General features: G+C 51.1%; 18 protein-coding genes. 12 read left to right on the top strand and 6 right to left on the bottom strand.

Going from position 1 to position 22,993, the window contains the following annotated elements:
- Positions 1–227: 227 nt before the first annotated feature.
- Positions 228–869 carry a phosphate propanoyltransferase gene (gene pduL, locus ABC831_RS23015; RefSeq protein WP_343250413.1) on the bottom strand — a complete coding sequence of 214 codons (642 nt, stop codon included), beginning with the start codon at positions 867–869 and terminating at the stop codon, positions 228–230.
- A 263-nt stretch (positions 870–1,132) separates the two neighbouring features.
- Between pduL and ABC831_RS23020 the strand changes: the two genes are divergently transcribed.
- From ABC831_RS23020 to ABC831_RS23050, 7 genes are all read left to right on the top strand, one after another.
- On the top strand, positions 1,133–1,645 hold the full coding sequence (locus tag ABC831_RS23020) for a ferritin (protein WP_343250414.1): 513 nt from the start codon (positions 1,133–1,135) through the stop codon (positions 1,643–1,645).
- Complete coding sequence (locus ABC831_RS23025; RefSeq protein WP_343250415.1) at positions 1,645–1,821, top strand: (2Fe-2S)-binding protein; 177 nt, start codon at positions 1,645–1,647, stop codon at positions 1,819–1,821. The genes ABC831_RS23020 and ABC831_RS23025 overlap by 1 nt, the downstream gene beginning before the upstream one ends.
- Positions 1,822–1,988: 167 nt before the next feature.
- Positions 1,989–3,332 (top strand): uracil-xanthine permease family protein, encoded by a 1,344-nt coding sequence (locus ABC831_RS23030; RefSeq protein WP_343250416.1) that lies wholly within the window; start codon positions 1,989–1,991, stop codon positions 3,330–3,332.
- A gap of 219 nt (positions 3,333–3,551) precedes the next feature.
- Positions 3,552–4,253, top strand: coding sequence for a LytR/AlgR family response regulator transcription factor (locus ABC831_RS23035; RefSeq protein WP_343250417.1), 702 nt, complete (start codon positions 3,552–3,554; stop codon positions 4,251–4,253).
- A gap of 103 nt (positions 4,254–4,356) precedes the next feature.
- A complete protein-coding gene (locus ABC831_RS23040; RefSeq protein ID WP_343250418.1) occupies positions 4,357–5,832 on the top strand; it encodes a hypothetical protein in 1,476 nt (491 codons plus the stop codon).
- Between the two features lie 20 nt (positions 5,833–5,852).
- A complete protein-coding gene (locus ABC831_RS23045) occupies positions 5,853–7,094 on the top strand; it encodes a threonine synthase (protein ID WP_343250419.1) in 1,242 nt (413 codons plus the stop codon).
- A 225-nt stretch (positions 7,095–7,319) separates the two neighbouring features.
- The gene (locus ABC831_RS23050) at positions 7,320–8,252 is read left to right on the top strand and encodes a DMT family transporter (RefSeq protein WP_343250420.1); all 933 of its coding nucleotides are present in this window, start codon (positions 7,320–7,322) and stop codon (positions 8,250–8,252) included.
- 25 nt (positions 8,253–8,277) lie between these two features.
- Here ABC831_RS23050 and arcC read toward each other — a convergent pair whose 3' ends face one another.
- From arcC to ABC831_RS23075, 5 genes are all read right to left on the bottom strand, one after another.
- Complete coding sequence (arcC, locus tag ABC831_RS23055) at positions 8,278–9,219, bottom strand: carbamate kinase (RefSeq protein WP_343250421.1); 942 nt, start codon at positions 9,217–9,219, stop codon at positions 8,278–8,280.
- A 610-nt stretch (positions 9,220–9,829) separates the two neighbouring features.
- Complete coding sequence (gene ygeW, locus ABC831_RS23060) at positions 9,830–11,023, bottom strand: knotted carbamoyltransferase YgeW (protein WP_343250422.1); 1,194 nt, start codon at positions 11,021–11,023, stop codon at positions 9,830–9,832.
- A gap of 116 nt (positions 11,024–11,139) precedes the next feature.
- A complete protein-coding gene (locus ABC831_RS23065) occupies positions 11,140–12,333 on the bottom strand; it encodes a YgeY family selenium metabolism-linked hydrolase (protein WP_343250423.1) in 1,194 nt (397 codons plus the stop codon).
- 94 nt (positions 12,334–12,427) lie between these two features.
- Complete coding sequence (gene dpaL, locus ABC831_RS23070) at positions 12,428–13,624, bottom strand: diaminopropionate ammonia-lyase (protein WP_343250424.1); 1,197 nt, start codon at positions 13,622–13,624, stop codon at positions 12,428–12,430.
- A 44-nt stretch (positions 13,625–13,668) separates the two neighbouring features.
- The gene (locus ABC831_RS23075) at positions 13,669–14,313 is read right to left on the bottom strand and encodes a helix-turn-helix transcriptional regulator (protein WP_343250425.1); all 645 of its coding nucleotides are present in this window, start codon (positions 14,311–14,313) and stop codon (positions 13,669–13,671) included.
- A 305-nt stretch (positions 14,314–14,618) separates the two neighbouring features.
- Between ABC831_RS23075 and ssnA the strand changes: the two genes are divergently transcribed.
- The 5 genes from ssnA (at position 14,619) to ABC831_RS23100 (ending at position 22,916) form a co-directional block, all read left to right on the top strand.
- A complete protein-coding gene (gene ssnA / locus ABC831_RS23080) occupies positions 14,619–15,950 on the top strand; it encodes a putative aminohydrolase SsnA (RefSeq protein ID WP_343250426.1) in 1,332 nt (443 codons plus the stop codon).
- 26 nt (positions 15,951–15,976) lie between these two features.
- Positions 15,977–18,979, top strand: a complete 3,003-nt coding sequence (ygfK, locus tag ABC831_RS23085) for a putative selenate reductase subunit YgfK (protein ID WP_343250427.1) — start codon at positions 15,977–15,979, stop codon at positions 18,977–18,979.
- Positions 18,976–19,767: a selenium-dependent molybdenum cofactor biosynthesis protein YqeB gene (gene yqeB / locus ABC831_RS23090; protein ID WP_343250428.1), complete on the top strand. Its 792-nt coding sequence runs from the start codon at positions 18,976–18,978 to the stop codon at positions 19,765–19,767. The genes ygfK and yqeB overlap by 4 nt, the downstream gene beginning before the upstream one ends.
- Positions 19,768–19,887: 120 nt before the next feature.
- Entirely contained in the window at positions 19,888–22,452 is a 2,565-nt protein-coding gene (xdh, locus tag ABC831_RS23095) for a selenium-dependent xanthine dehydrogenase (protein WP_343250429.1), read from the top strand.
- Positions 22,453–22,532: 80 nt separating this feature from the next.
- On the top strand, positions 22,533–22,916 hold the full coding sequence (locus ABC831_RS23100) for a RidA family protein (RefSeq protein ID WP_343250430.1): 384 nt from the start codon (positions 22,533–22,535) through the stop codon (positions 22,914–22,916).
- The last annotated feature ends 77 nt before the right edge of the window (positions 22,917–22,993 follow it).

A 22,993-nucleotide genomic window follows, 5' to 3' on the forward strand; every position in this document is an offset into this window, starting at 1 on the left:
TTCTAACCACCGTCTGTTTACTTTGCTCGCATTTTGCGGGCTTTTTTAATCAATAGTTAGCTATTTGGCGAACTTTCTTATTATATGAAAAAGAGTTTCGCTTGCGAAACTCTCCGCCTGCGGCGGGCCGCGTAAGCGGCATCTTCCTTTCCGCCGTAGTGCGATCCCAGCGGAGCGTTTTTTATTCATAGGAGCATTTTCCTATGAAATAAAAAAGCAGGATGGCATCATCTCTTGATGCCATCCTGTAATTCTTCCGCCCAGGAAGCCAGATTATATACGTTACCGTCGAACATTTTCAAAAGGACCCCATAGGGAGAAGCATCGCCGGCAAAGGCGTTAGCCTCATCGGTATCCACATGCATAGCCAGTCTGTAATTCGGATTGACACGAACCACCACATCCGCAAAGATCAGCGCCCGTTCATAACTCTGGGTTATGACAAACACCTCTTCATTGTCGGAGACATGCAGCTGCAGCGCTTCCGTCGGTGTCATATGAATATGGCGTTTCGCCACAATTACCCCATGATGCAGCTCGATGGAACGCCGTCCCGCCTGAATCGTACATCCCGGAGTACCCGCCAGATCCCCCGACTGCCGGATCACCACAGGCACACCGATCTTCCTGGTATCCGTAACGGACAGTTCGATCTGTGTCTCCTTTCGAAACGGCCCCAGTATCGCCACATTCCGGAAAGTCCCGCGGGGGCCGGAGACCGTAATCCTCTCCTTCGCCACAAACTGTCCCGGCTGGCTTAACTCCTTGACAAAAGTCAGGCCCTTTCCCTCCCCAAACAATATCTCAAAATCCGCCTGGCTGATATGCGCATGTCTGGCGGAAGTCTCTATCGGAATTCTCATTCCCATAAGCAGGTCACTCCATTTCTGTTGACTATTGTACCAGAGTAGACCGCGGAAAGCAATAAGGATGTTACTGACCGGATGCGCACTGGCTGTAACTTTAGGAAATAAGGAGGATGAGTGGAGATTAGCCGGGAGATAAGATGGGAAATAAGGGAAAGACAGGAAAAGGTTTGAAGTTGAAAAAAAGATATATAAGATCTATAATAAAAACCGTAATCAGAAATAATGTTAGTATACGGTTTTAGCCACGAAAGGAGAAATGCAGAATGCTTGCAGAAAAAGTAGCACAATTACTGAACACACAAATTAATAAAGAATTTTATTCCGCTTATTTCTATTTAGATTTTGCCAATTATTATGAAAACGAAGGACTCAAAGGATTTGCCAATTGGTACGAGATCCAGGCCCAGGAGGAACGGGACCATGCGATGCTGTTTCGGAAATATCTGCTGAACAATGGCCATCAGGTTACATTCACAGAGATCGACAGCCCCCACAAGGAGTACCAAAGCTTTCTGGACCCCTTAAAATTAGGGTTGGAGCATGAACAATATGTCACCGGCCTGATCCACGAGATCTACGATGAAGCCTACCAGGCAAAAGACTTCCGTACTATGCAGTTCCTGGACTGGTTTGTAAAGGAGCAGGGAGAAGAGGAGACCAACGCGGAAGACCTGATCAAAAAGTACGAGCTTTTTGCAGGAGACGCCAAAGGTCTGTATATGCTGGACAACGAACTTAGCGCCCGCGTATACACCGCTCCCTCACTGGTGCTGTAATGAACAAAGAAAAAGTAATCTGTCCCTGCCGCAAACTAACCAAAGGTGACATCCTAAAAGCGGTAGAACAAGGAGCCTCCAGTTACAAGGAAGTCAAAAAAGCCACCAAAGCGGGCAGCGCCTGCGGCAAATGCAAAAAGCAGGTCAAAAAGCTGGTAAAAAAAGCACTGGAATAAAGGAAAAGAAAAGAGTTAAGGAACCATAAATAATCCGGCAGTATTCTTGAAATAGGAGGGTGTTCAGGGTATAATGAGATAGGGTGATAATAAATCAAATGATCCGATAGAATGTTTTGGGTGATTCATTCCATTGGATGAAGATGAAAACAGGAGGATCATGATTTATGAACAACCATCTCAAGTTTAAAACCGGAGCCTCGGTTTTTGATGTCCGGGGGATTCCGGCTATGCGGCAGGCACTGCCGTTAGCGTTGCAGCATGTAGTGGCTATGATTGTGGGGTGTGTGACACCGGCGATTATCGTGGCTGGGGTGGCTATCGATAAGGGTACGATGACAGCGTCCGACAAAGTGGTGCTTGTGCAGGCGGCGCTGTTGGTCGCAGCAGTTGCGACGTTAATCCAGCTGTTTCCGATCGGAAAGTATATCGGCTCCGGATTACCGGTTATCATGGGTGTCAGTTTTGCCTACCTGGCATCGCTACAGGCAATTGCAGGCGATTTCGATGTGGCTACGATCTTCGGCGCTCAGTTGGTGGGCGGTATCGTGGCAGTCATCGTAGGCATTTTTATCAAATGGCTCAGGCCGTTGTTTCCTCCGTTAGTGGCAGGAACGGTGGTATTCACGATTGGGCTGTCTTTGTATCCCACGGCGATTAATTATATGGCCGGAGGGCAGGGCAGCGCGGATTATGGCAGCGCGAAAAACTGGTTTGTGGCGATTGTCACGCTGATTCTGGTGGTAGGGCTGAACCATTTCGGAAAGGGATTCTTCAAACTGTCTTCGATTCTGATTGGCATTATTGTCGGCTACGCGCTGGCGGTCAGTCTCGGAATGGTGGATTTTACAGCGATCTCCCAGGCCGACTGGTTTTATATTGCGAAGCCTATGCACTTTGGGATCAAGTTCGAAGTTTCGACCATAATATCCATATCCATCCTGTACATCGTTAATTCGGTGCAGGCCATCGGGGATCTGTCCGCGACCACAGCGGGTGGACTGGACCGGGAGCCGACGGATCGGGAGCTGTCCGGCGGTATCATCGGTAACGGCGTGGCCAGTGTGATTGGCGCATTCTTTGGGGGATTGCCTACTGCAACTTTCAGCCAGAATGTGGGGATCGTAGCTACCACGAAAGTGGTAAACCGGTGTGTACTGGGTCTGGCCGCAGTCATTATCTTCCTGGCCGGTTCCGTACCCAAGTTTGCATCGATTCTCACAACGATTCCTCAGTGTGTGCTGGGCGGCGCCACGGTTTCCGTGTTTGCCTCCATCACCATGACGGGGATTAAGCTGATCAGCCAGGAGCCGCTGAATTACCGGAATACGGCGATTGTGGGCCTGGCCGTCGCATTGGGAATGGGAATTACCCTGGTCCCGGAAGCCTTGGCTATGTTTCCAGGCTGGGTGACTACCATTTTTGGGAAATCCGCAGTTGTGGTAGCGACGATTGTGGCAGTTCTGCTGAACTGTATTATTCCAAAGGAAAAACCGCAGGAGGATTCTTAACCGCAGCGCAGGGAGACCAGGCGCGGGAAAAGGCGGGCGATAGGCGAAGCGCTTATCGCCCGCCTTTTCAGGAAGATCTTTTTTTGACAGCGGGATCACCATGCAAGACAAGAATAATCTTCCTCTTATGATGAAATAATGCTCAAAAATGCCGGCTGTCTTGTTGCCGGCAGCCGGCTGCGTTATAATAGCCTGAGAACATACCAAGGAGGAATCCGCATGATAAGACTGGCCGTTTGTGATGAAAATAGAACCATTCAAAAAGAAATCGCCAAAGTGGTATCCACATGCTGCAGACAGGAAATGAAAACAGTGTTCTATGACTCTTTGGAGTCCCTGATTGCAGAGATCGGTGCAGGCACAACCTGCCCAGACCTGATCCTGTCCGATATCTCCAAAGATGCCTGCGTATCTATAAATGAATCAAAAGTCATCCGTCAAAAATGTCCCGAGATCAAATTTATCTGGATGAGTTCCGATAAAGACGTGCCGGAGGAAATATTTGATACCGAACCTGTCTGCTGCCTTCCCAAACCTATTCCTTCGGATGATCTGAAAGCAGCCCTGACTGCCGCTCTTGCCAGGTGCCGACAGGAAGAAAAAGACACCCTGATCCTGAAGAACAGAAACGGAATACAAAAAATCCCTTTGACAGACATCTCCTATCTGGAAAGCGATAAACATGTGATCTACCTCCACGGCCGGAACCATCAGTGGAAATACTACATAAAATTAGACGATATCATGGAACGTCTCCCGTCTTATTTTGTAAGATGCCATCAAAGCTACGCGCTAAACATGACAAAGCTAAGAAAACTAAGCGCCCTGTCCGCCGAATTTACCGATGGCCGTATGGTTCCTGTCAGCCGCGCCCGTTACAAGACAGTAAAAGAACACCTGCTTCAATATTACTCCCGATAATCACTCAGATTCATTGAATAAAACGCTTTCAGATGCTATAATATTACACATAGGTTACAGTTGGGGTACGCCTAAAACTACATATATCAGGAGGATGAATAGAGTGATTGATTTAACCAGGAAACAAGAGGCTTTGGCTAGAAATATTGAGCGGGCAAAGGAAAAGAATATCATCATTCCCACTTTCGAGCAGATGAGAAATCCGGAAAAGGTACCCGAAGCGATTAAAGAACAGTTAAAAAGTGTAGGTCTGTGGGATATCAATCCCCTGAACCTGTTTCGTATTACATGGAAAAATGAGCCGAAAGAGAGCGGAGGCCTGTTCGGCGGCTCGAATTTTATCGTGCTCCCCAAGGAACTTACCGGTGTGGACGCGAAGATCCTGTGTATGATCGGAAAATTCTTCCCGACCGGCTGCCATAAAGTAGGAGCTTCCTTCGGATGTCTGGCGCCTAGGCTGGTGACCGGACAGTTCGACGCCAGCCGCCAGAAAGCGGTATGGCCGTCCACCGGCAACTATTGCCGGGGCGGCGCGTTTAATTCCAAACTCCTGTCCTGTGATTCCATCGCTATCCTGCCGGCGCAGATGAGCCGGGAACGATTCGACTGGCTGGCCACGGTGGCTACGGAGATCATTGCCACCCCCGGCTGCGAGAGCAATGTAAAAGAGATCTTTGACAAAACCTGGGAGCTTCGCAACACCAGAGACGATGTCATGATCTTCAACCAGTTTGAGGAGATGGGGAACCATCTGTGGCATTATGCGGTGACCGGAAACGCGATAGAGGAGGCTTATCTTAGCATAGCCGATGAGAAGAGCCATCTGGCCGGCGCCTGCTTTACTTCCGGTTCCGCGGGAACCACAGGAACCGGCGATTATCTCAAAGAAAAATTCCCAGGGCTTAAGCTGGGCGTGGGAGAGGCGCTGCAGTGCCCGACCCTGTTAAACAACGGATTCGGGGGACACCGCATCGAAGGTATCGGTGACAAGCACGTACCGTGGATTCACAATGTAAAGAATACGGATATGGTCATTGCCATCGATGACGAAGACAGCCAGAAATTGCTGCGCCTGTTCAACGAACCGGAAGGCCGCGAGTATCTGATAAAAGAAGCGGGAGTTGATCCGAAACTGGTGGATGAACTTGCTTTCATGGGAATCTCAGGAATTGCCAATGTTCTGTGCGCGATCAAGATGGCCAAATATTACGAATTGACGGAGAATGATGTGGTGGCCACCGTTCTGACAGATTCCGCCGCTATGTATGGTTCCAGAATCGATGAGCTGCGGGAAGAGGATGGCGAATACAGCGCGGGGAAGGCGGCGATCGATTATCATACTCATTTGCGGTCCATTAAGACGGATAACCTGGAAGAGCTGACCTATGTGGGCAGGAAGCGGATTCATAATCTGAAATACTACACCTGGGTAGAGCAGCAGGGCAGGACAGTGGAAGAACTGAACGCGCTGTGGTATGACTATGAAAATACCTGGGGCGCCGTACATAAACAGGCTGCCCAGATCGATGAACTGATTCAGGAATTCAATGAGAACACCGGACTGCTTAAGAATCTGTAGAAGGGAAGGGCGCAAAGAGAATGAAACATGTTATTTCAGCCGTCTGCGTCCGATGCGGCGCGGAGTATGAAGCCGTTCCTAACGTGACGACCTGTCACAAATGCGGCGGTATTCTGGATATCAAATATGATTATAACCATATAAAAGCGCATTTGACGAAAGAGCAGCTGACACAGCGGAAAGATTATTCCATGTGGCGCTACCGTGAGTTCCTTCCGGTAGGAGAGGAAGGGAAATATCCAAAGCTTCGGGTAGGCTGGTCCCCTCTCTACAAGGCGGACCGCCTGGCGGAGAAGATCGGCATCAAAACCCTGTATATCAAGGACGACGGAATCAATCCCACGGCAAGCATGAAGGACCGCGCCTCCGCCATGGCTGTGGCCAAGGCTTACGAAGCGGGGGCGGATACCATCGCCTGCTCCTCCACCGGAAATGCGGCCTCCTCCCTGGCCGGGAATGCGGCCGCCGCCGGCTATAAGACCTTTATCTTTGTGCCGGAGAGGGCGCCGAAGGGAAAAGTGTCCCAGCTTATGATCTTCGGGGCCACGGTGATCAGCGTGCAGGGAACCTATGAGGACACATTCCGGCTGTCGGCGGAAGCCATCGACCGCTGGGGCTGGTATAACCGGAACGCGGCGATCAATCCCTATCTGATGGAAGGGAAGAAGACGGTAGCCCTGGAGATCGCGGAGCAGCTGGACTTTCAGATGCCTGACTACGCAGCGATCTCCGTAGGCGACGGCTGTTCGATCGCCGGAGTCTGGAAAGGATTTAAGGATCTGTATGAGGCCGGGTTCATCGACCGTTTGCCGAAGCTGATCAGCGTACAGGCGTCGGGCTGCTATCCGATCAACCGTGCGGCCAGAACCAATACGCCCCTTGAACCCATGGAAGAAAACACCATCGCGGACAGCATCGCGGTAGGAGTACCCCGCAACCCGGATAAGGCGATCAACGCCATTCTGGAGTCAAACGGCGTCACTGTAGAAGTGTCCGATGACGAAATACTGGCGGCTATGCGTCTGTTGGGACGAACCTGCGGAGTCTTTGGCGAGCCTGCCGGTGTGACCGGAACGGCCGGTGTCAAAAAAGCAGTGGAACTGGGTCTGATTCCGAAAGGAGCGTCTGTGGTCAGCATCGTAACGGGCAATGGCTTAAAGGACGTAAATAATGCGGTCAAAGCGGCAGGAGAACCGATTCACATACCACCGCAGATGGATTTACTGTTGGAGGCCTTTTCAAAAAGCGGCGGGCCGCAGTAGCATTTAGAAAAACCAAATAACTTCGGAGAGGACGAAACCTCTTATCAGCAGGAGCCGTGGTATTTTGCCAAAGGCGCTTAACAGCGCCGGGAGTCCTGCCAGGTTTCGTCCTCTTCTGCGCGTAATCCGTTATAATATTTGAGAACGGTTCTGGCATCCAGAATGTTTTTCTGAACGGCAGATATAACAGAAATGGGAGTATGAAACAGAAACGGGAGTATGACAGTGAAAAAAAGAGAACATAAAGACGCTTTCATCGGATGTTTTTGTGCATTGGGGTGTGAAACGCTTTTTGGACTGAGTTATATATTTACCAAGCAGGCAACCAGGGATGCCAGTGCGCTGACCCTGTTAGGATGGAGGTTTTTGGTTGCGATCATAGTCATGGGGCTGTGTACTTTCAGCGGTATTATCAAAATACAGTTAAAAGGGAAAAAATTAAAGCCCCTGCTGACAGTCGCTTTTTTTAGCCCTTGCATTTATTTTATCGGGGAAACAGTGGGGATTCGTTACACGACTGCATCAGAAAGCGGAGCCTTTTTGGCATGTATACCGGTGATTTCTTTGCTGGCATCTACCTTTCTATTACACAAAAAGCCTCAAAAAAAGCAAATATTAGGAATCCTTGTGACATTGTCCGGCGTTCTTGTAACCATATTCGCAGTGGGCGCAGCAGCGAGTTTTTCGTTTGCCGGGTATGCAATGCTTACGGCAGCTGTCATTTCCTATGCATTGTACAGCATATATGTCGAAAAAGCCCAGGAATATACCGGAGGTGAAATAACATTTATAATGCTGGCTGCCGGAGCAATTATCTTTGGAGTACTTGCTGTATTAGAAGCATCATTGCAAGGCAGCCTGAACGAAGTAATACGATTACCATTCACCAATAAGAGCTTTCTGATCGCGGTCTTGTATCAGGGGATTGGATGCTCCGTCCTTGCATTTTTCCTATCGAATATAGCTATTTCAAGGATAGGTGTCAACCGCGCTGCTTCCTTTATCGGAGCAGCAACGGTAGTCTCAATAGTTGCGGGAATATTGATTTTGAACGAAGGTTTTTCAGAATTTCAGATGATAGGGGCACTATTGATCATTGCAGGTGTATACATCGCCAATACGCACTTTCCGGGGAAAGCGGTCCAAAAACAACGGTAGTCTTCCCCGGAAAGAAGAATCAGTACTACTGCCGGATAATCGTCCCGGTCTTACCTTCGATCCCATCCTTTGCCTTCTCTAACAGGGTGATAAGTGCGGTGCGTCCGGGTTTGGAGGAGGCAAACTGCACGGCCGCCTGCACCTTTGGAAGCATGGAACCAGGAGCGAAGTGTCCCTCGTCCATATATTTCTTCGCCTCGTCAACGGTTATTTCGGACAACCATTTTACATCCGGTTTGCCGAAATTGACAGCCACTTTTTCCACAGCGGTTAAGATAATCAGATAATCGGCATCCAGTTCCTGGGCCATCAGGCAGCTGGCGAAGTCTTTATCGATAACCGCGCTGGCGCCTTTTAGATGATTCCCCTGCAGGGTTACCGGGATTCCGCCGCCGCCGCCGGCGATGACGATATTACCGCTCTCTACCAAAGTACGGATCGCGTCGGATTCCACGATCTCCACGGGCCGGGGAGAGGCAACGACACGGCGGTAGCCGCGCCCGGCGTCTTCCTTCATGATGTACCCATATTTTTCGGCCGAAATATCAGCCTGTTCCTTAGTCATAAAATGCCCTATGGGTTTAGACGGATTCTCAAAAGCCGGATCATCAGGATTAACCCGGACCTGAGTTACCATGGTGACAACCGGAATATCGAAATGTCCCCGATTGCGGAGTTCTTCCCGCAATGCGTTCTGCAGATCATAACCGATGTAAGCCTGACTCATAGCTACGCAGACGGAGAGGGGAGTGTTTGGCTGTTTTGGATTCTCACGGCTAAGCGCAGCCATAGCATTATTAATCATACCGACCTGCGGGCCATTTCCGTGTGATACAACGACTTCATGCCCTTCTTCAATGAGATCCGCGATGGCCTTAGAGGTTATTTTTACAGCATTCATCTGTTCAGGCAGGGTATCCCCCAGGGCATTACCGCCCAAAGCAATAACAATTCTTTTCTTACTCATAATTTCCTCCATTCGTGCATATTCCAGCACAACAGGTATATAGGATAGAAGAGAGGTCAAGATATCAAAAAACCGCCCTTCGTAGATTTAAATACCAAGAATTAAAATAAAAGAAGCAAAATAAAAGAAGCATTAAAATAAAAGAAGCATTAAAATAAAAGAAGTATTAAAATAAAAGAAGTATTTAAGAGTGTCAAAATTCTACGGCCAACTATAGCAGTCACAATAGCTAACACAATAAGAACTGCAAAAAAATCAGCCAGAAAGAACATACAAACAGGCCATAATTAAAGTAGGGAAGAGAGGGAACGGGCGGGGCCTGGAACCGGGCGGCTCATCTCGTGGGGCCATATCACTTGAGACCGGGCCTTAGAACGGCTTACGCAGAGGACGGGAGAACCTCGCAGGGCCTGGAACACTGTCCGAGCCGTTTTTTGGCGAGTTTGTTCCAGACCCTGCCAATAAGAGGTTCTCCCGTCTTCGTAGTTAGCCGTTCTTAGGTCCGGTCGAAGTGATATGGCCCCACGAGATGAGCCGCCCGGTTCCAGGCCCCGCCCGTTCCCTCTCTTCCCGGCCCATTATCCCGGCCCATTATCCGCCCCAGACTATTTTATTTAAAAACACGTGGAGTATTACGCTCCTCCAGTTTTTTCATCAGAGCGGCCGGATCTTCAAATTTGCTGAGCAGGATCATAGCAGCGATGACATAGGGCTTATAGCTGGCTTCCTTGTATAAGGGATTGCGGTAACGGTCGAATACGGAGGCATCCACTTCGCCGGTTTCACAGCTTAATCCGGAGATGTCAGCGGGCAGACAGTGCAGATAGAGGGCTTTGCCGTCTTTGGTTAAGGACATCATTTCTTCCGTACATGCCCAGTCTTTGTACTCTGCGTTCTGCGCCAGCAGCTCTTTTTCCAGTTTATTGATACCCTCGGTGTCACCCTCGCCGTACAGTTTGGTTCTTTCTTCCATAGCGGCGAACGGAGCCCAGCTCTTCGGATATACGATATCAGCGTCTTTGAAGGCTTCCTTCATATCATTGGTTCTGCGGTAGCTTCCGCCGGATGCTGCCGCGTTTTTCTTGGCAACTTCTTCTACCTCAGGCATTACTTCGTAGCCTTCGGGATGCGCCAGCACCACTTCCATGCCCATACGGGTCATCAGACCGATGACACCCTGGGGAACGGAGAGGGGTTTGCCGTAGGAAGGAGAGTATGCCCAGGTCATGGCCAGCTTCTTGCCTTTTAAGTTCTCCACACCGCCGAACTCATGGATGATGTGCAGCATATCTGCCATACACTGGGTCGGGTGGTCGATATCACACTGCAGGTTAACAAGGGTAGGGCGCTGCTCCAGGATTCCGTCGATATTGCCCTGCTTTACGGAGTCGGATACTTCGTGCATATAGGCATTTCCTTTACCGATGTACATGTCATCACGGATTCCGATGACGTCGGCCATGAAAGAAATCATGTTGGCGGTTTCCCGGACGGTCTCGCCGTGAGCGATCTGAGACTTGCCTTCGTCCAGATCCTGCACTTCCAGGCCCAGCAGGTTGCAGGCGGATGCGAAGGAAAAACGGGTTCTGGTGGAATTGTCGCGGAACAAGGAGATACCGAGACCGCTTTCAAATACTTTTGTGGAAATATTATTTTCCCTCATGAAACGCAGCGCGTCGGCTACGGTCCATACTGCTTCCAGTTCATCATCGGTTTTTTCCCAGGTCAGGAAAAAGTCGTTATTGTACATTTCTTTGAAATTCAATTGGTTTAGCTTATCGATGTAATCCTGCAATGTTTTCATTTTTTTCTCTCCTTTAAATATATATGTTGGCTGTGGCTGATTGTTGGGGGAATCAGCCACAGGAATCCATGAATTTATTAAACCAGATACGAAGTCACAATTGACAGATGATAAAATTATTTACAGTATAAAGTGGGGAGTGCGGCATATACAGCGGCACATTTCACCAGGTCTGCTTTCCAGGTCTTCTCGTTGGGAGCATGGGCCTGGGCTTCTTTTCCAGGTCCGAATCCGATGCAGGGGATTCCGTAGCGCCCCATAATGGAAACTCCGTTGGTGGAGAAGGTCCATTTGTCAACCTTGGGCTCTCCGAACATTCCCTGATAAGATTCTACCATGGCCTGTGTCGCGGCGTGATCTTCGGGGATCACCCATGTAGGGAAATAGCAGTCGGTCGGATATACCAGATCGGTGTAGCTGGGTCTTTCATATTTGTACATGCTGACTACGGCTTCATATTTCCTGACGGTGGGCAGGGCGCGGATTTCATCCAATGCCATCTCATAGGTCTCCCCGTCAGTCAGACGGCGGTCGATGGAGATCGCACAGCTGTCGGCTACCGCACAGCGGGAAGGGGAGGTGAAGAAGATCTCAGATACAGCAAGGGTTCCTTTTCCTAGGAAAGGATCATAGTGCAGCTTGTTATTTAACTCGCGTACCTCCTGAAGGATGTCAGCCATCTTATAGATCGCGTTTTCTCCCCGTTCCGGAGCGGAACCGTGGCAGGAGATACCTTTGACATCCACACGGATTTCCATACGTCCGCGCTGGCCTCTGTAGATATTGCCGTCGGTCGGCTCGGTGATTACGACGAATTCCGGTTTTACTTTGTCCTCGTTGATGATATACTGCCAGCACAGCCCGTCACAGTCTTCTTCCTGAACGGTTCCGGTAACCAGTACGGTATATTTGTCGCTTAAGAGGCCCAGTTCCTTCATGATCTTGGCGCCGTACACGCTGGAGACGATACCGCCCAGCTGATCGGAGGTTCCGCGGCCGCCGATTTCCGTATCGGTTTCGAAGCCCTCGTAAGGATCAAATTCCCAGTTGCTGATGTTGCCGATACCGACGGTGTCAATGTGGGCGTCGTAGCCGATCAGCGTCTTACCGCTGCCCATATAACCCAGTACGTTGCCCATGGGGTCAATTTCTACTTTATCGAATCCTACTTTGCGCATTTCCTCAGCGATGCGGTCAATGTGGCCTTTTTCCCCGCAGCTCTCACCGGGGATTTTTACCAGGTCACGTAAGAATTTTGTCATGTCCTTTTCATAACTCTGTGCCAGTTCTTTGATTTTGTTGAAATCCATTTTACTACCTCCTGTGGTTTACATTTTTAATACATTGAGTAACTTTTAAAAAGTAAAACTGAAATTAGGAACATTACTTATGTTTATTCATAGATCACATATCCCAAATGATATCCTTAAATCGGTTCGGATCGGTATCGCCCTCGGTGGAGAAGAGCAGTACCCTGGAATTCTCATCTAATTTTAATACATCCCGCAGATCTCTGTAGCGTTTCATCTTCATGATGCAGGCCAGCAGTCCGAAGGGGACGGCGCCGGATTCTCCGGAGATCACCTGCGGATCTCCGCGGAAAGGCGCGGCCAGCATCTTCATTCCACGTTCTGCCACCCAGTCGGGGCAGGAGGTGAATACTTTTACATGATTTCTCAATATATCCCAGGAGATGGTATTGGGTTCCCCGCAAGCCAGACCGGCCATAATCGTTTCCATGTCCCCATCTACGATACGGATCGACCCGTCATGGGAGGCGGCGCTCCGATACAGGCAGTCGGCGGCCTGCGCCTCGACTACGATCACCATGGGAGGGTTCTCGGGATAACGGTTGGCGAAATACCCCTGTACGGCGCCTGCTAAGGAGCCTACGCCGGCCTGCACGAATACATGGGTGGGGCTCTCGCAGCCGTAGGCCTCCATCTGCCCGTTGGCTTCGTCAGCCATGGTTCCGTATCCCTGCATGATCCAGGACGGGATCTCTTCGTAGCCGTCCCAAGCGGTATCCTGAACGACGACACCATTTTTTGTATTTTCCGCAGCTTCGGCGGCCATCCGGACACATTCGTCGTAGTTGGCGTTTTCGATGGTTACCGTCGCATTCTCACGTTCAATATTGTCAAAACGGGTCTTGGTCGTGCCCTTCGGCATAAATACCACAGCTTTCTGCTTCAGGATATTTGCCGACCACGCCACGCCGCGGCCGTGATTGCCGTCCGTCGCTGTGAAGAAAGTGGCCTGACCGAATTCCTCTCTCAATGCGTCGGAGGTCAGTACCCGGTAGGGAAGCTCCGATACATCCTTGCCAATCTGTTTTGCTATGTAGCGGGCCATGGCGAAGGAACCGCCCAATACTTTGAAAGCGTTCAGACCGAACCGGTAAGATTCGTCCTTCACATATAATTCCTTGATCCCGAGGTAGGTCGCCATGCGTTCCAGCTTGGCCAGAGGGGTTCTGGTGTACTGGGGAAAACTCTCGTGGAAAGCCCGGGCTTTGCGGACGTTTTCCAATGCCATGATCTCCAGGTTCTTGTCGTCGGTCTGCGGCATCGTGTTTTCAACCCATAAAATGTCGTTCATTTTATTAACTCCTTCCATAATACAATGTGTTCGCAGCTTACGGATCAGGCGTTGTCATTTTCCTTTCCGGCATCCAGATAGCTGTAAAGCGTGTATTTGGAGATGCCGAAGTAATTGGAGACTTTGTCGCCTGACTTTGTAATAAGGAAAGCGCCGGCCTCATTCAAAAATTGGATGGCGCGGACCTTATCGTCCTTGTTCATCATCGCTACCGGCTTCCCGACGAGGACAACGGACTGTTCGATCAGATCGTCCAACAGGTCGTTGACGTTTTGGGTGATTTTTTCGGGCTCTTTGGCCGTGGTTTCGGTGGCGGTCAGCGATTTCAGAGCGTTTTCTACCGTCAGAAGGGCGGTAATGTCATAATTGATGGAAAAAATATAACGGATCTGGTCCTGGTCGTTTCTTATGTAGATCGTACTGGATTTTAAAATTCTCCCGTCGGTTGTCCTGGTCAGATATCCCAGATGGTCTTGTAATTCATTGGCTCCTTTTTGCAAGGTTTCCAGAACCACATGAGAGGGTCCGTCACCTAAAGAGCGGTTGGAGACATGGCCATTTTCGATAAAAGCGATGGAATGCTCCAGGTCACCGGTGGTCAGATCATGTATAACGACTTCGCAGTTCTGTCCGAACTGTTTGGTTATTCCGCGTGCTACCTGTTTCAAAAACTCTAGTTGAAATTTCATGTAAGAATCCTCCCTGCGCAAAGAGTGGCTGCCGAAGATTTTGGGGTGTAAAATCACAGCAGTTTTGTTTCTTATAAATCCATCATAGCATATAATTTCAGAAATTCAATAGTTTTTTACAAAAATTTTTAGGTTGCCTCAAAAATTTTTGATTTATGTCTTGCATTATATAGTTTTCAGTAGTAAACTATCATTATAGAAATAGATTCTGTGGATATTGCATAAATGATTTTGGGTTGGGGAAATCAGAGGTTGTGCAATACACTGGGAATGATCGCAGGTGAGGATGAAAGGAGAATAGGACTATGCTATTAATAGGAAATGGCAGGCTGATTACCAGGGATGAGAAAAATACTTTTTTTGATAACGGCGCTGTACTGATAGACGGCAAGGTGATTCAAAAAGTGGGAACGGCGCAGGACCTGAAAAAGGAGTATCCGGATGCGGAATACATAGACGCCAAAGGCGGTGTCATCATGCCGGCATTGATCAACACCCATGAACATATTTACAGCGCCATGGCCAGAGGGCTTTCCATCAATGGATATAACCCGGACGGCTTCCTGGATATTCTGGACGGTATGTGGTGGACGATCGACCGCCATCTGACTTTGGAGCAGGTGAGGCAGAGCGCCATGGCTACCTATATCGATTGTATTAAAAATGGCGTCACCACCGTGTTTGACCACCATGCCAGCTACGGTTCCATCAAAGACAGCCTGTTTACCATACAGGACGCGGCCAGGGAACTGGGAGTCCGCACCTGCCTGTGCTATGAGGTGTCCGACCGGGACGGTACGGAAAAGATGCGGGAAGGTGTGCAGGAAAACGCAGCATTTATTAAGGCCGCATTGGCGGAAGAGGACGATATGTCGGCAGGTATGATGGGGCTTCATGCATCCTTTACCCTTTCCGACGACACGCTGGAATACTGCGCGGTGAATAAGCCCTCAGAGGCAGGATATCACATTCATGTGGCGGAGGGCATCGAAGATCTGTATGATTCCCTGAAAAAATACGGAAAGCGGATCATCGACCGCCTGATGGATCTGAATATACTGGGGCCGAAGACCATCACCGCCCACTGCATTTATGTAAATGAACACGAAATGGATGTGTTAAAGCATACCGATACCATGGTCGTGCATAATCCGGAATCCAATATGGGGAACGCCTGCGGATGTCCTCCTACCATGGAGATCTTCCGGCATGGAATTCTGACAGGACTTGGCACCGACGGTTATACCCATGATATGTTAGAATCATATAAGGTAGCGAATGTTCTGCATAAGCATCATCTGTGCGATCCGAATGCGGCATGGGCGGAGGTGCCCGAGATGCTGTTCCGGAATAACGCCAGGATCGCCAACCGGTATTTTAAAAAGCCTCTGGGTGTACTGAAAGCAGGAGCCGCCGCCGATGTGATCGTGGCTGCCTACGATCCGCTGACCCCTATGAATGGTGACAACTGTAACGGACATATCCTTTTTGGAATGAGCGGACATGATGTGACGACAACGGTATGTAATGGAAAGGTTCTGATGAAGGACCGTGTATTGACAGGCGTGGACGAAGAAAAAGCGATGGCGGACTGCCGGGCAGAGGCAGAGAAATTATGGCATTCCATTAACGGTTAAATCATAAAGATCAGGAGGAAAAGAAAATGAGCGATCGTATGACACCTATCCCGTTTGCCGGGTTTATGAATTGGATACTGGAAGAAAAGAAAACAAAGGGAACCGTGTTCGGTATCCGCAGACCATATACAGCCGATGCAGGGCAGAGCCTGATGATCTTCGGACGGGCGCTGGAGACACCCTTCGGGCCGGCTGCCGGTCCCCATACCCAGCTGTGCCAGAACCTGGTGGCCGCTTACTGTGCAGGCAGCCGTTTCTTTGAGCTGAAAACCGTACAGATTCTGGACGGCGAAGATCTCCCGGTTTCCAAACCCTGTATCAAAGCGGATGATGAGTGCTATAACGTGGAATGGTCAACGGAGCTGTATGTGCCTCAGGCTTTTGATGAATATGTAAAGGCCTGGATGGCCATCAAGGTATTGTCAAAAGAATTCGGCCTGGGGTCCCCTGACGGGTTCCAGTTCAATATGAGTGTGGGGTATGACCTGGAGGGGATTAAGTCTGAGAAGATCGACCGCTTTATCGAGGGCTTAAAAGACGCTTCGGAAACGCCGGTTTTCCGGGAATGCCGGGAATGGCTGCTGGACAATCTGGGGCGGTTCGAGCATATCACCAGGGAAGATGTGGAGGGGATTTCCCCGCATGTATGTAATTCCATCACCCTGTCCACCCTGCATGGCTGTCCTCCGGCGGAGATCGAGCGGATCGCCACCTACCTGATTACGGAGAAGAAACTCAATACCTTCATCAAATGCAACCCGACCCTGCTGGGATACGAGTTTGCCAGAAAGACCATGGACGACATGGGATACGACTATGTGGCCTTTGGTGATTTCCACTTTAAGGATGATCTGCAGTATGAAGACGCAGTACCGATGCTGCACCGTCTGCAGGATTTGGCGGATGAAAAGAAATTGGCCTTTGGTGTGAAGTTGACGAACACCTTCCCGGTAGATATCAAGGCTTCCGAGCTTCCGGGGGAGGAGATGTATATGTCCGGCCGTTCTCTCTATCCGCTGTCCATCGCGCTGGCGGCCAGATTATCAAAAGAATTCGGCGGAAAACTGCGGATCTCTTATTCCGGCGGCGCGGATAAATATAACATCCGCCAGATATTTGATACGGGAATCTGGCCCATCACTGTGGCAACCACTGTGCTAAAGCCCGGCGGTTATCAGAGAATGGTACAGATCGCAGAGCTGCTGGCGGAAGGCGGGTATCATACGTACACCGGAGTGGACGAAAGGGAACTGGAGGATCTGGCGGAAGCATCCAGACAGGACCGGCATCATAAGAAGGCGGTCAAACCGCTGCCTTCCCGGAAGATGAAGAAAAAAGTTCCGCTGATGGACTGCTTCGCGGCCCCCTGTAAAGAGGGATGCCCCATTCACCAGGATATCACCGCCTATATGAAGCTGACCGGGGAAGGAAAATATAAAGAGGCTATGGAAGTGATTACCGATAAGAATCCGCTTCCGTTTATTACAGGCACGATCTGCGCCCATAACTGTATGAGCAAATGTACCAGAAACTTCTATGAAGAACCGGTACATATCCGCGATATGAAGTTAAAAGCGGCAGAAGGCGGATATGAAGAACTGATCGCAGAACTTCAGGAACCTCAGAAGGAGCAGGCAGAACCGGTTGCCGTAGTCGGCGGCGGGCCTGCCGGTATCGCAGCGGCTTATTTTCTGGCCAGAGCAGGCCGGAAGGTGACACTGTATGAAAAGCGGGACGCCCTTGGCGGAGTCGTCCGCTATGTAATCCCGGAATTCCGAATCCCCTCCGGCTCCATCGATAAAGACGTGGCGCTGATGGAGAAGATGGGGGTTACGGTTAAGCTGAATCAGGAAATAAAGACGATCGCATCCCTGAAAGAAATGGGTTTTGAGAAAATCATATTGGCTGTGGGCGCTTCCAAACCGGGGCTGTTAAGCCTTGAGAAGGGGGAAGCGGTAAATGCGCTGGCCTTCCTGGAAGAATTCAAGAAAGCGGACGGCCATCTGAACCTGGGAAGTGAAGTCGTGGTCATCGGCGGCGGCAATACGGCTATGGACGCGGCCAGAGCAGCCAAACGGGCGGATGGAGTGAAGAAAGTCTCCCTGGTCTACCGCAGGACAAAGCGCTATATGCCGGCAGATGCAGAGGAACTGGAACTGGCTGTCGAGGACGGAGTGGAATTTGCGGAACTGTTATCACCTGTGTCTTTGGAAGATAACGTCCTGGTTTGTAATAAGATGAAGCTAGGCGATGCCGACGCCTCCGGCAGAAGAAGGCCGGTAGAGACAAAAGAGACGGTTAAGATACCGGCCGATACGGTCATCGCCGCTACCGGGGAACAGGTGAACGGCGCATGGTACCAGGTGAACGGGATACTAACCGATGACAGGGGACGGGCGAAGGTCAACGGACAGACCCTGGAAACCAGCGTGGAAGGCGTCTATGTGGCCGGCGACGGCGTGAATGGACCGGCGACGGTTGTGGAGGCGATCCGGGATGCATCCCTGGCCGCGGCCGCGATTCTGGGAGCTCCGGTAGGGGCGGACCGTGAGGAGACCGGTCAGGAAGAAGCGATCGCGGAAAAGAAGGGTGTTCTCAAAGAAGCCCATGAGGCAGCAGGTGAGAATTACCGCTGTCTGGAATGCGGAGCCGTATGTGAGAACTGCGCAGACGTATGTCCCAACAGGGCCAATATCTCGGTGAAGGTGCCGGGAATGCGGATGGCACAGATTATCCATGTTGACTATATGTGTAATGAATGCGGGAACTGCGCCAGCTTCTGTCCATACGACAGCGCGCCTTACAAAGAGAAATTTACCCTGTTTGCGAATGAGGCGGATTTCGCTGACAGTGAAAATGAAGGATTTGTGGTGCTGGATCAGGAAGGACAGAGGGTAAAAGTCCGCTTTACCGGCAGGGAATCCGAGATCGAATTAAAAGGCGGAAATGGGCTGCCGGAACAGCTGGTCCGGCTCATGAAGGCGGTGATCTGCGATTACGCTTATCTGTTAGGGAATGACGCGATATGAAGATCTTGATTAAGGGAGCCGGGGATCTGGCGACCGGAATTGCATGGCGGCTGAAACACTGCGGATTTGATATCTGTATGACGGAGATTCCCGTGCCGACTACGGTACGGCGCACCGTGGCATTTTCCCGCGCGGTATACGAAGGCGAAGCGAGAGTTGAGGGGCTCTTGGCCGTCTTTGCGGCAGGGAGCGAAGAGGCGGAGCGGATCGTGAAAGAGGGAGACATCTCCGTGCTGGCAGATCCCGAAGCGAAGATCAAAGAGACTTGGCAGCCGGATGTGGTGGTGGACGCCATACTGGCGAAAAAGAACTTAGGAACTCAGATTGACGACGCGCCGTTGGTGATCGGAGTCGGGCCTGGATTTACGGCTGGGGAGGACTGCCATCTGGTAGTGGAGACCAAAAGGGGTCACTATCTTGGAAGGGTAATCGAACGGGGAAGCGCTATACCAAATACGGGAATCCCCGGTGAAGTAGCCGGCTATACGGCCGAGCGGCTGATCCGGGCGGAGGCTGGCGGGCTATTTCAGCCTGCGGTCTCGATCGGGGATACTGTAACAAAAGGACAGGTGGTCGCCGGCAGCGGCGGCGTACCTATCCGGGCACAGATGTCCGGTATGGTACGGGGCATGCTGCAGGCGGGTGTCCTGGTCACAGAAGGGATGAAATGCGGCGACATCGACGCCAGATGCGAGAGGGAGTATTGCTTTACTATTTCAGATAAGGCCAGGGCTATCGGGGGCGGTGTGCTGGAAGCCATATTGCGAAGGGTAGCCGGATTGATCTAAGGAAACACCCTTCGGGTATACCTTTATGCCTTAATATACAAGGCAGATCTAAGGAAACACCCTTCGGGTATACCTATATGCCTTAAAATACAAGGCAGATCTAAGGAAAGGAGCATGAAAATGTTTCGATTTATTGTTAATGGAAAGGAATGTCAAAGCGAGAAAGATATCCGCCTGATCGACTATCTGCGCGATGAGCTTCGGCTGACCTCCGTAAAGGAGGGCTGCAGTGAGGGAGCCTGCGGCACCTGTACCATTATTGTGGATGGCAGGAAGGTCAAGGCCTGTGTGCAGAAGCTCTCGAAGATGGACGGGAAATGCATTACCACGGTGGAGGGCTTAAGCAGCCGGGAAAAAGAGGTCTATGCCTACTGTTTCGCGGAAGCGGGAGCGGTGCAGTGCGGCTTCTGCATACCGGGCATGGTAATATCCGCGAAGGTGCTGCTGGATGAGACACTCACGCCCAGCCGGGAAGATGTGAAAAAGGCGATCCGCGGAAATATCTGCCGGTGTACCGGCTACCAAAAGATCGAGGACGCGATCCTGATGGCTGCGGAATATTTCCGGGAAAACCGTGAGATCCCGCAGGAGGAACCGGACCACCTGCTGGTCAGCGAGCGGTTCCCCCGTGTGGATGCCAGAGAAAAAGTATTGGGAACCGGACAGTTTGTGGATGACATCGTGCTGCCGGATATGGTCTATGCCAAAGCGTTAAGGAGTAAATACCCGAGAGCCAGGATCAATAAAATAGATCTGTCAAAGGCGGAGGCACATCCGGATTGTGTGGCGGTCTACACGGCAAAAGATGTGCCGAATAATAAACATGGCCATCTGAAAAAAGACTGGGACGTTATGATCGCGGAGGGCGATATTACCCGTTATATCGGGGATGCGCTGGCGCTGGTGGTATCAGAACGCAAGGAAACGCTGGATGAAATCCTGGATCTGATCGAGGTGGATGACACGGAGCTGCCCCCGGTTACCTCGCCAAGAGAGGCGCTCAAAGAGGACGCGCCGAAGATCCACGAGGGCGGGAACCTGCTGACCAAGGAAGTGCTGAAACGAGGAGACGCGGATGCAGCGATCGCCGGGTCCAAATACGTGGTTTCCCACGTATATCAGGTGCCATTTACCGACCATGCGTTCATGGAGCCGGAGTGTGCGATTGCCTTCCGGCAGGGAGAAACCCTGCATCTGTACACAGCCTCCCAGTCCATCTATGACGAACAGCATGAGATTGCCCATATCCTGAATTTGCCTGCAGAAAAAGTAATCAGTGAGACGAAGCTGGTGGGCGGCGGTTTTGGCGGAAAAGAAGACATGAGCGTCCAGCACCACGCCGCGTTGGCGGCCTGGCTTACGGGACGTCCGGTAAAAGTAAAATTCAGCAGAGAAGAGAGCATCCGCTGCCATGTGAAGCGCCACGCCATGGAGATGGAATTTACCACGGCCTGTGATGAAAACGGATACCTGACCGGAATGAAGGCCGTCATCTATTCAGATACAGGCGCCTACGCATCCCTGGGCGGGCCGGTCCTGCAGCGGGCCTGTACCCATGCGGCCGGCCCCTATAACTATCACGATGTGGACATCACAGGCTACGGAGTCTATACGAACAATATACCGGCCGGAGCCTACCGGGGCTTTGGTGTGACCCAGAGCTGCTTTGCCACCGAATGCAATATTAACGAGCTGGCGGAGTTAGCCGGGATCTCTCCCTGGGAGATCCGTTACCGGAATGCGATCCGTCCCGGGCAGGTACTGCCCAACGGCCAGATCGCCAGTCCCGACACAGCCCTTTTAGAGACTCTGGAAGCGGTAAAAGATGTCTACGAATCCAGCCCTTACGCCGGGATCGCCAGCTGTATGAAAAACAGCGGTGTGGGCGTAGGGATACCCGATACCGGCAGATGTAACCTGGAGATTCGGGACGGCCATGTGCATATCCTGACCTCGGCCGCCTGCATGGGCCAGGGGATCGGAACCACTGCGACCCACATCGTCTGCCAGACTCTGGGGATCAAGCCTTCCCTGACCGTATATGAGCGGGGTAATACCGCAAGAACCCCGGATTCCGGAACCAGCACTGCGTCCAGGCAGACACTCTTTATGGGAGAGGCCGCCAGAAGGGCTGCGCTCAAATTAAAAGAAGCGCTTGAGGCAGCCGGTTCCCTGGAAGCCCTGGAAGGCCGGCTCTTCACGGGTGAATACCTGGGCAAAACCGATCCGATGGGTTCTGAGAAACCAAACCCGGTCAGCCATGTAGCCTATGGATACGCGACCCAGGTGGTAATTCTGAATGAAGAAGGAAAGATGGAAAAAGTAGTAGCCGCGCACGACGCAGGGACCGTGATCAATCCGCAGTCGGCACAAGGCCAGATCGAAGGCGGAGTAGTCATGGGATTAGGATATGGCCTGACCGAAGATTTCCCGGTGGAAGGCGGGTATCCCACCCTCAGATACGGCCGGCTCGGACTGCTTCGGGCCACCGACGTGCCTCCGGTGGAAGTGATCTTCGTCAATTCCGGCAATCCCGCTGAAATGGCCTACGGAGCCAAGGGAATTGGAGAGATATGCAGTGTCCCTACCGCCCCGGCCTGTCAGAATGCTTACTATCGGTTAGATGGGACGTTTCGAACCAAGCTCCCCTTAGACGACACATTCTATCGAAAACCGAAAAAGTAGGATGGAGGGCATGTCTGAAACGGGCATGTCCCCATAATATAGGATAGATAACTCAGATAAAAAGAGAGGAAGATTGAATTATGAAAAAAACAGTAATCACCGCACAGAATGCACCCGCAGCAGTAGGACCTTATTCCCATGCCGTAATGGCCGGCGATGTATTATTCACCTCCGGACAGCTGGGTCTTGACCCCGTATCCGGAGAACTAAAAGAAGGCGTGGAAGCGCAGACCACCCAGGCTTTGGAAAACCTGAAAGCCGTATTGGAAGCATCCGGCCTTTCCTTAAAAAACGTCGTAAAAACCGTAGTATTCCTGGATAACATAGGCGATTTCGCCGCAGTCAACGCAATCTACGCGAACTATTTTGAAGGAGACACCCCCGCCCGTTCCTGCGTACAGGTAGCGGCCCTTCCCAAGGGAGGCCTAGTGGAGATCGAGGCGGTCGCTGTGAAGGAGGACTAAGCCTGGGAAGCCGGGGCCTGGGGGACCGGGAGTCTGGCGGACCGAAGGGCGGATTCTGGAAAGGGCGCTCCAAAGGC

Origin of the sequence: Diplocloster hominis (assembly GCF_032380655.1) — a bacterium.
Classification (GTDB): Bacteria; Bacillota; Clostridia; order Lachnospirales; family Lachnospiraceae; genus Diplocloster; species Diplocloster hominis.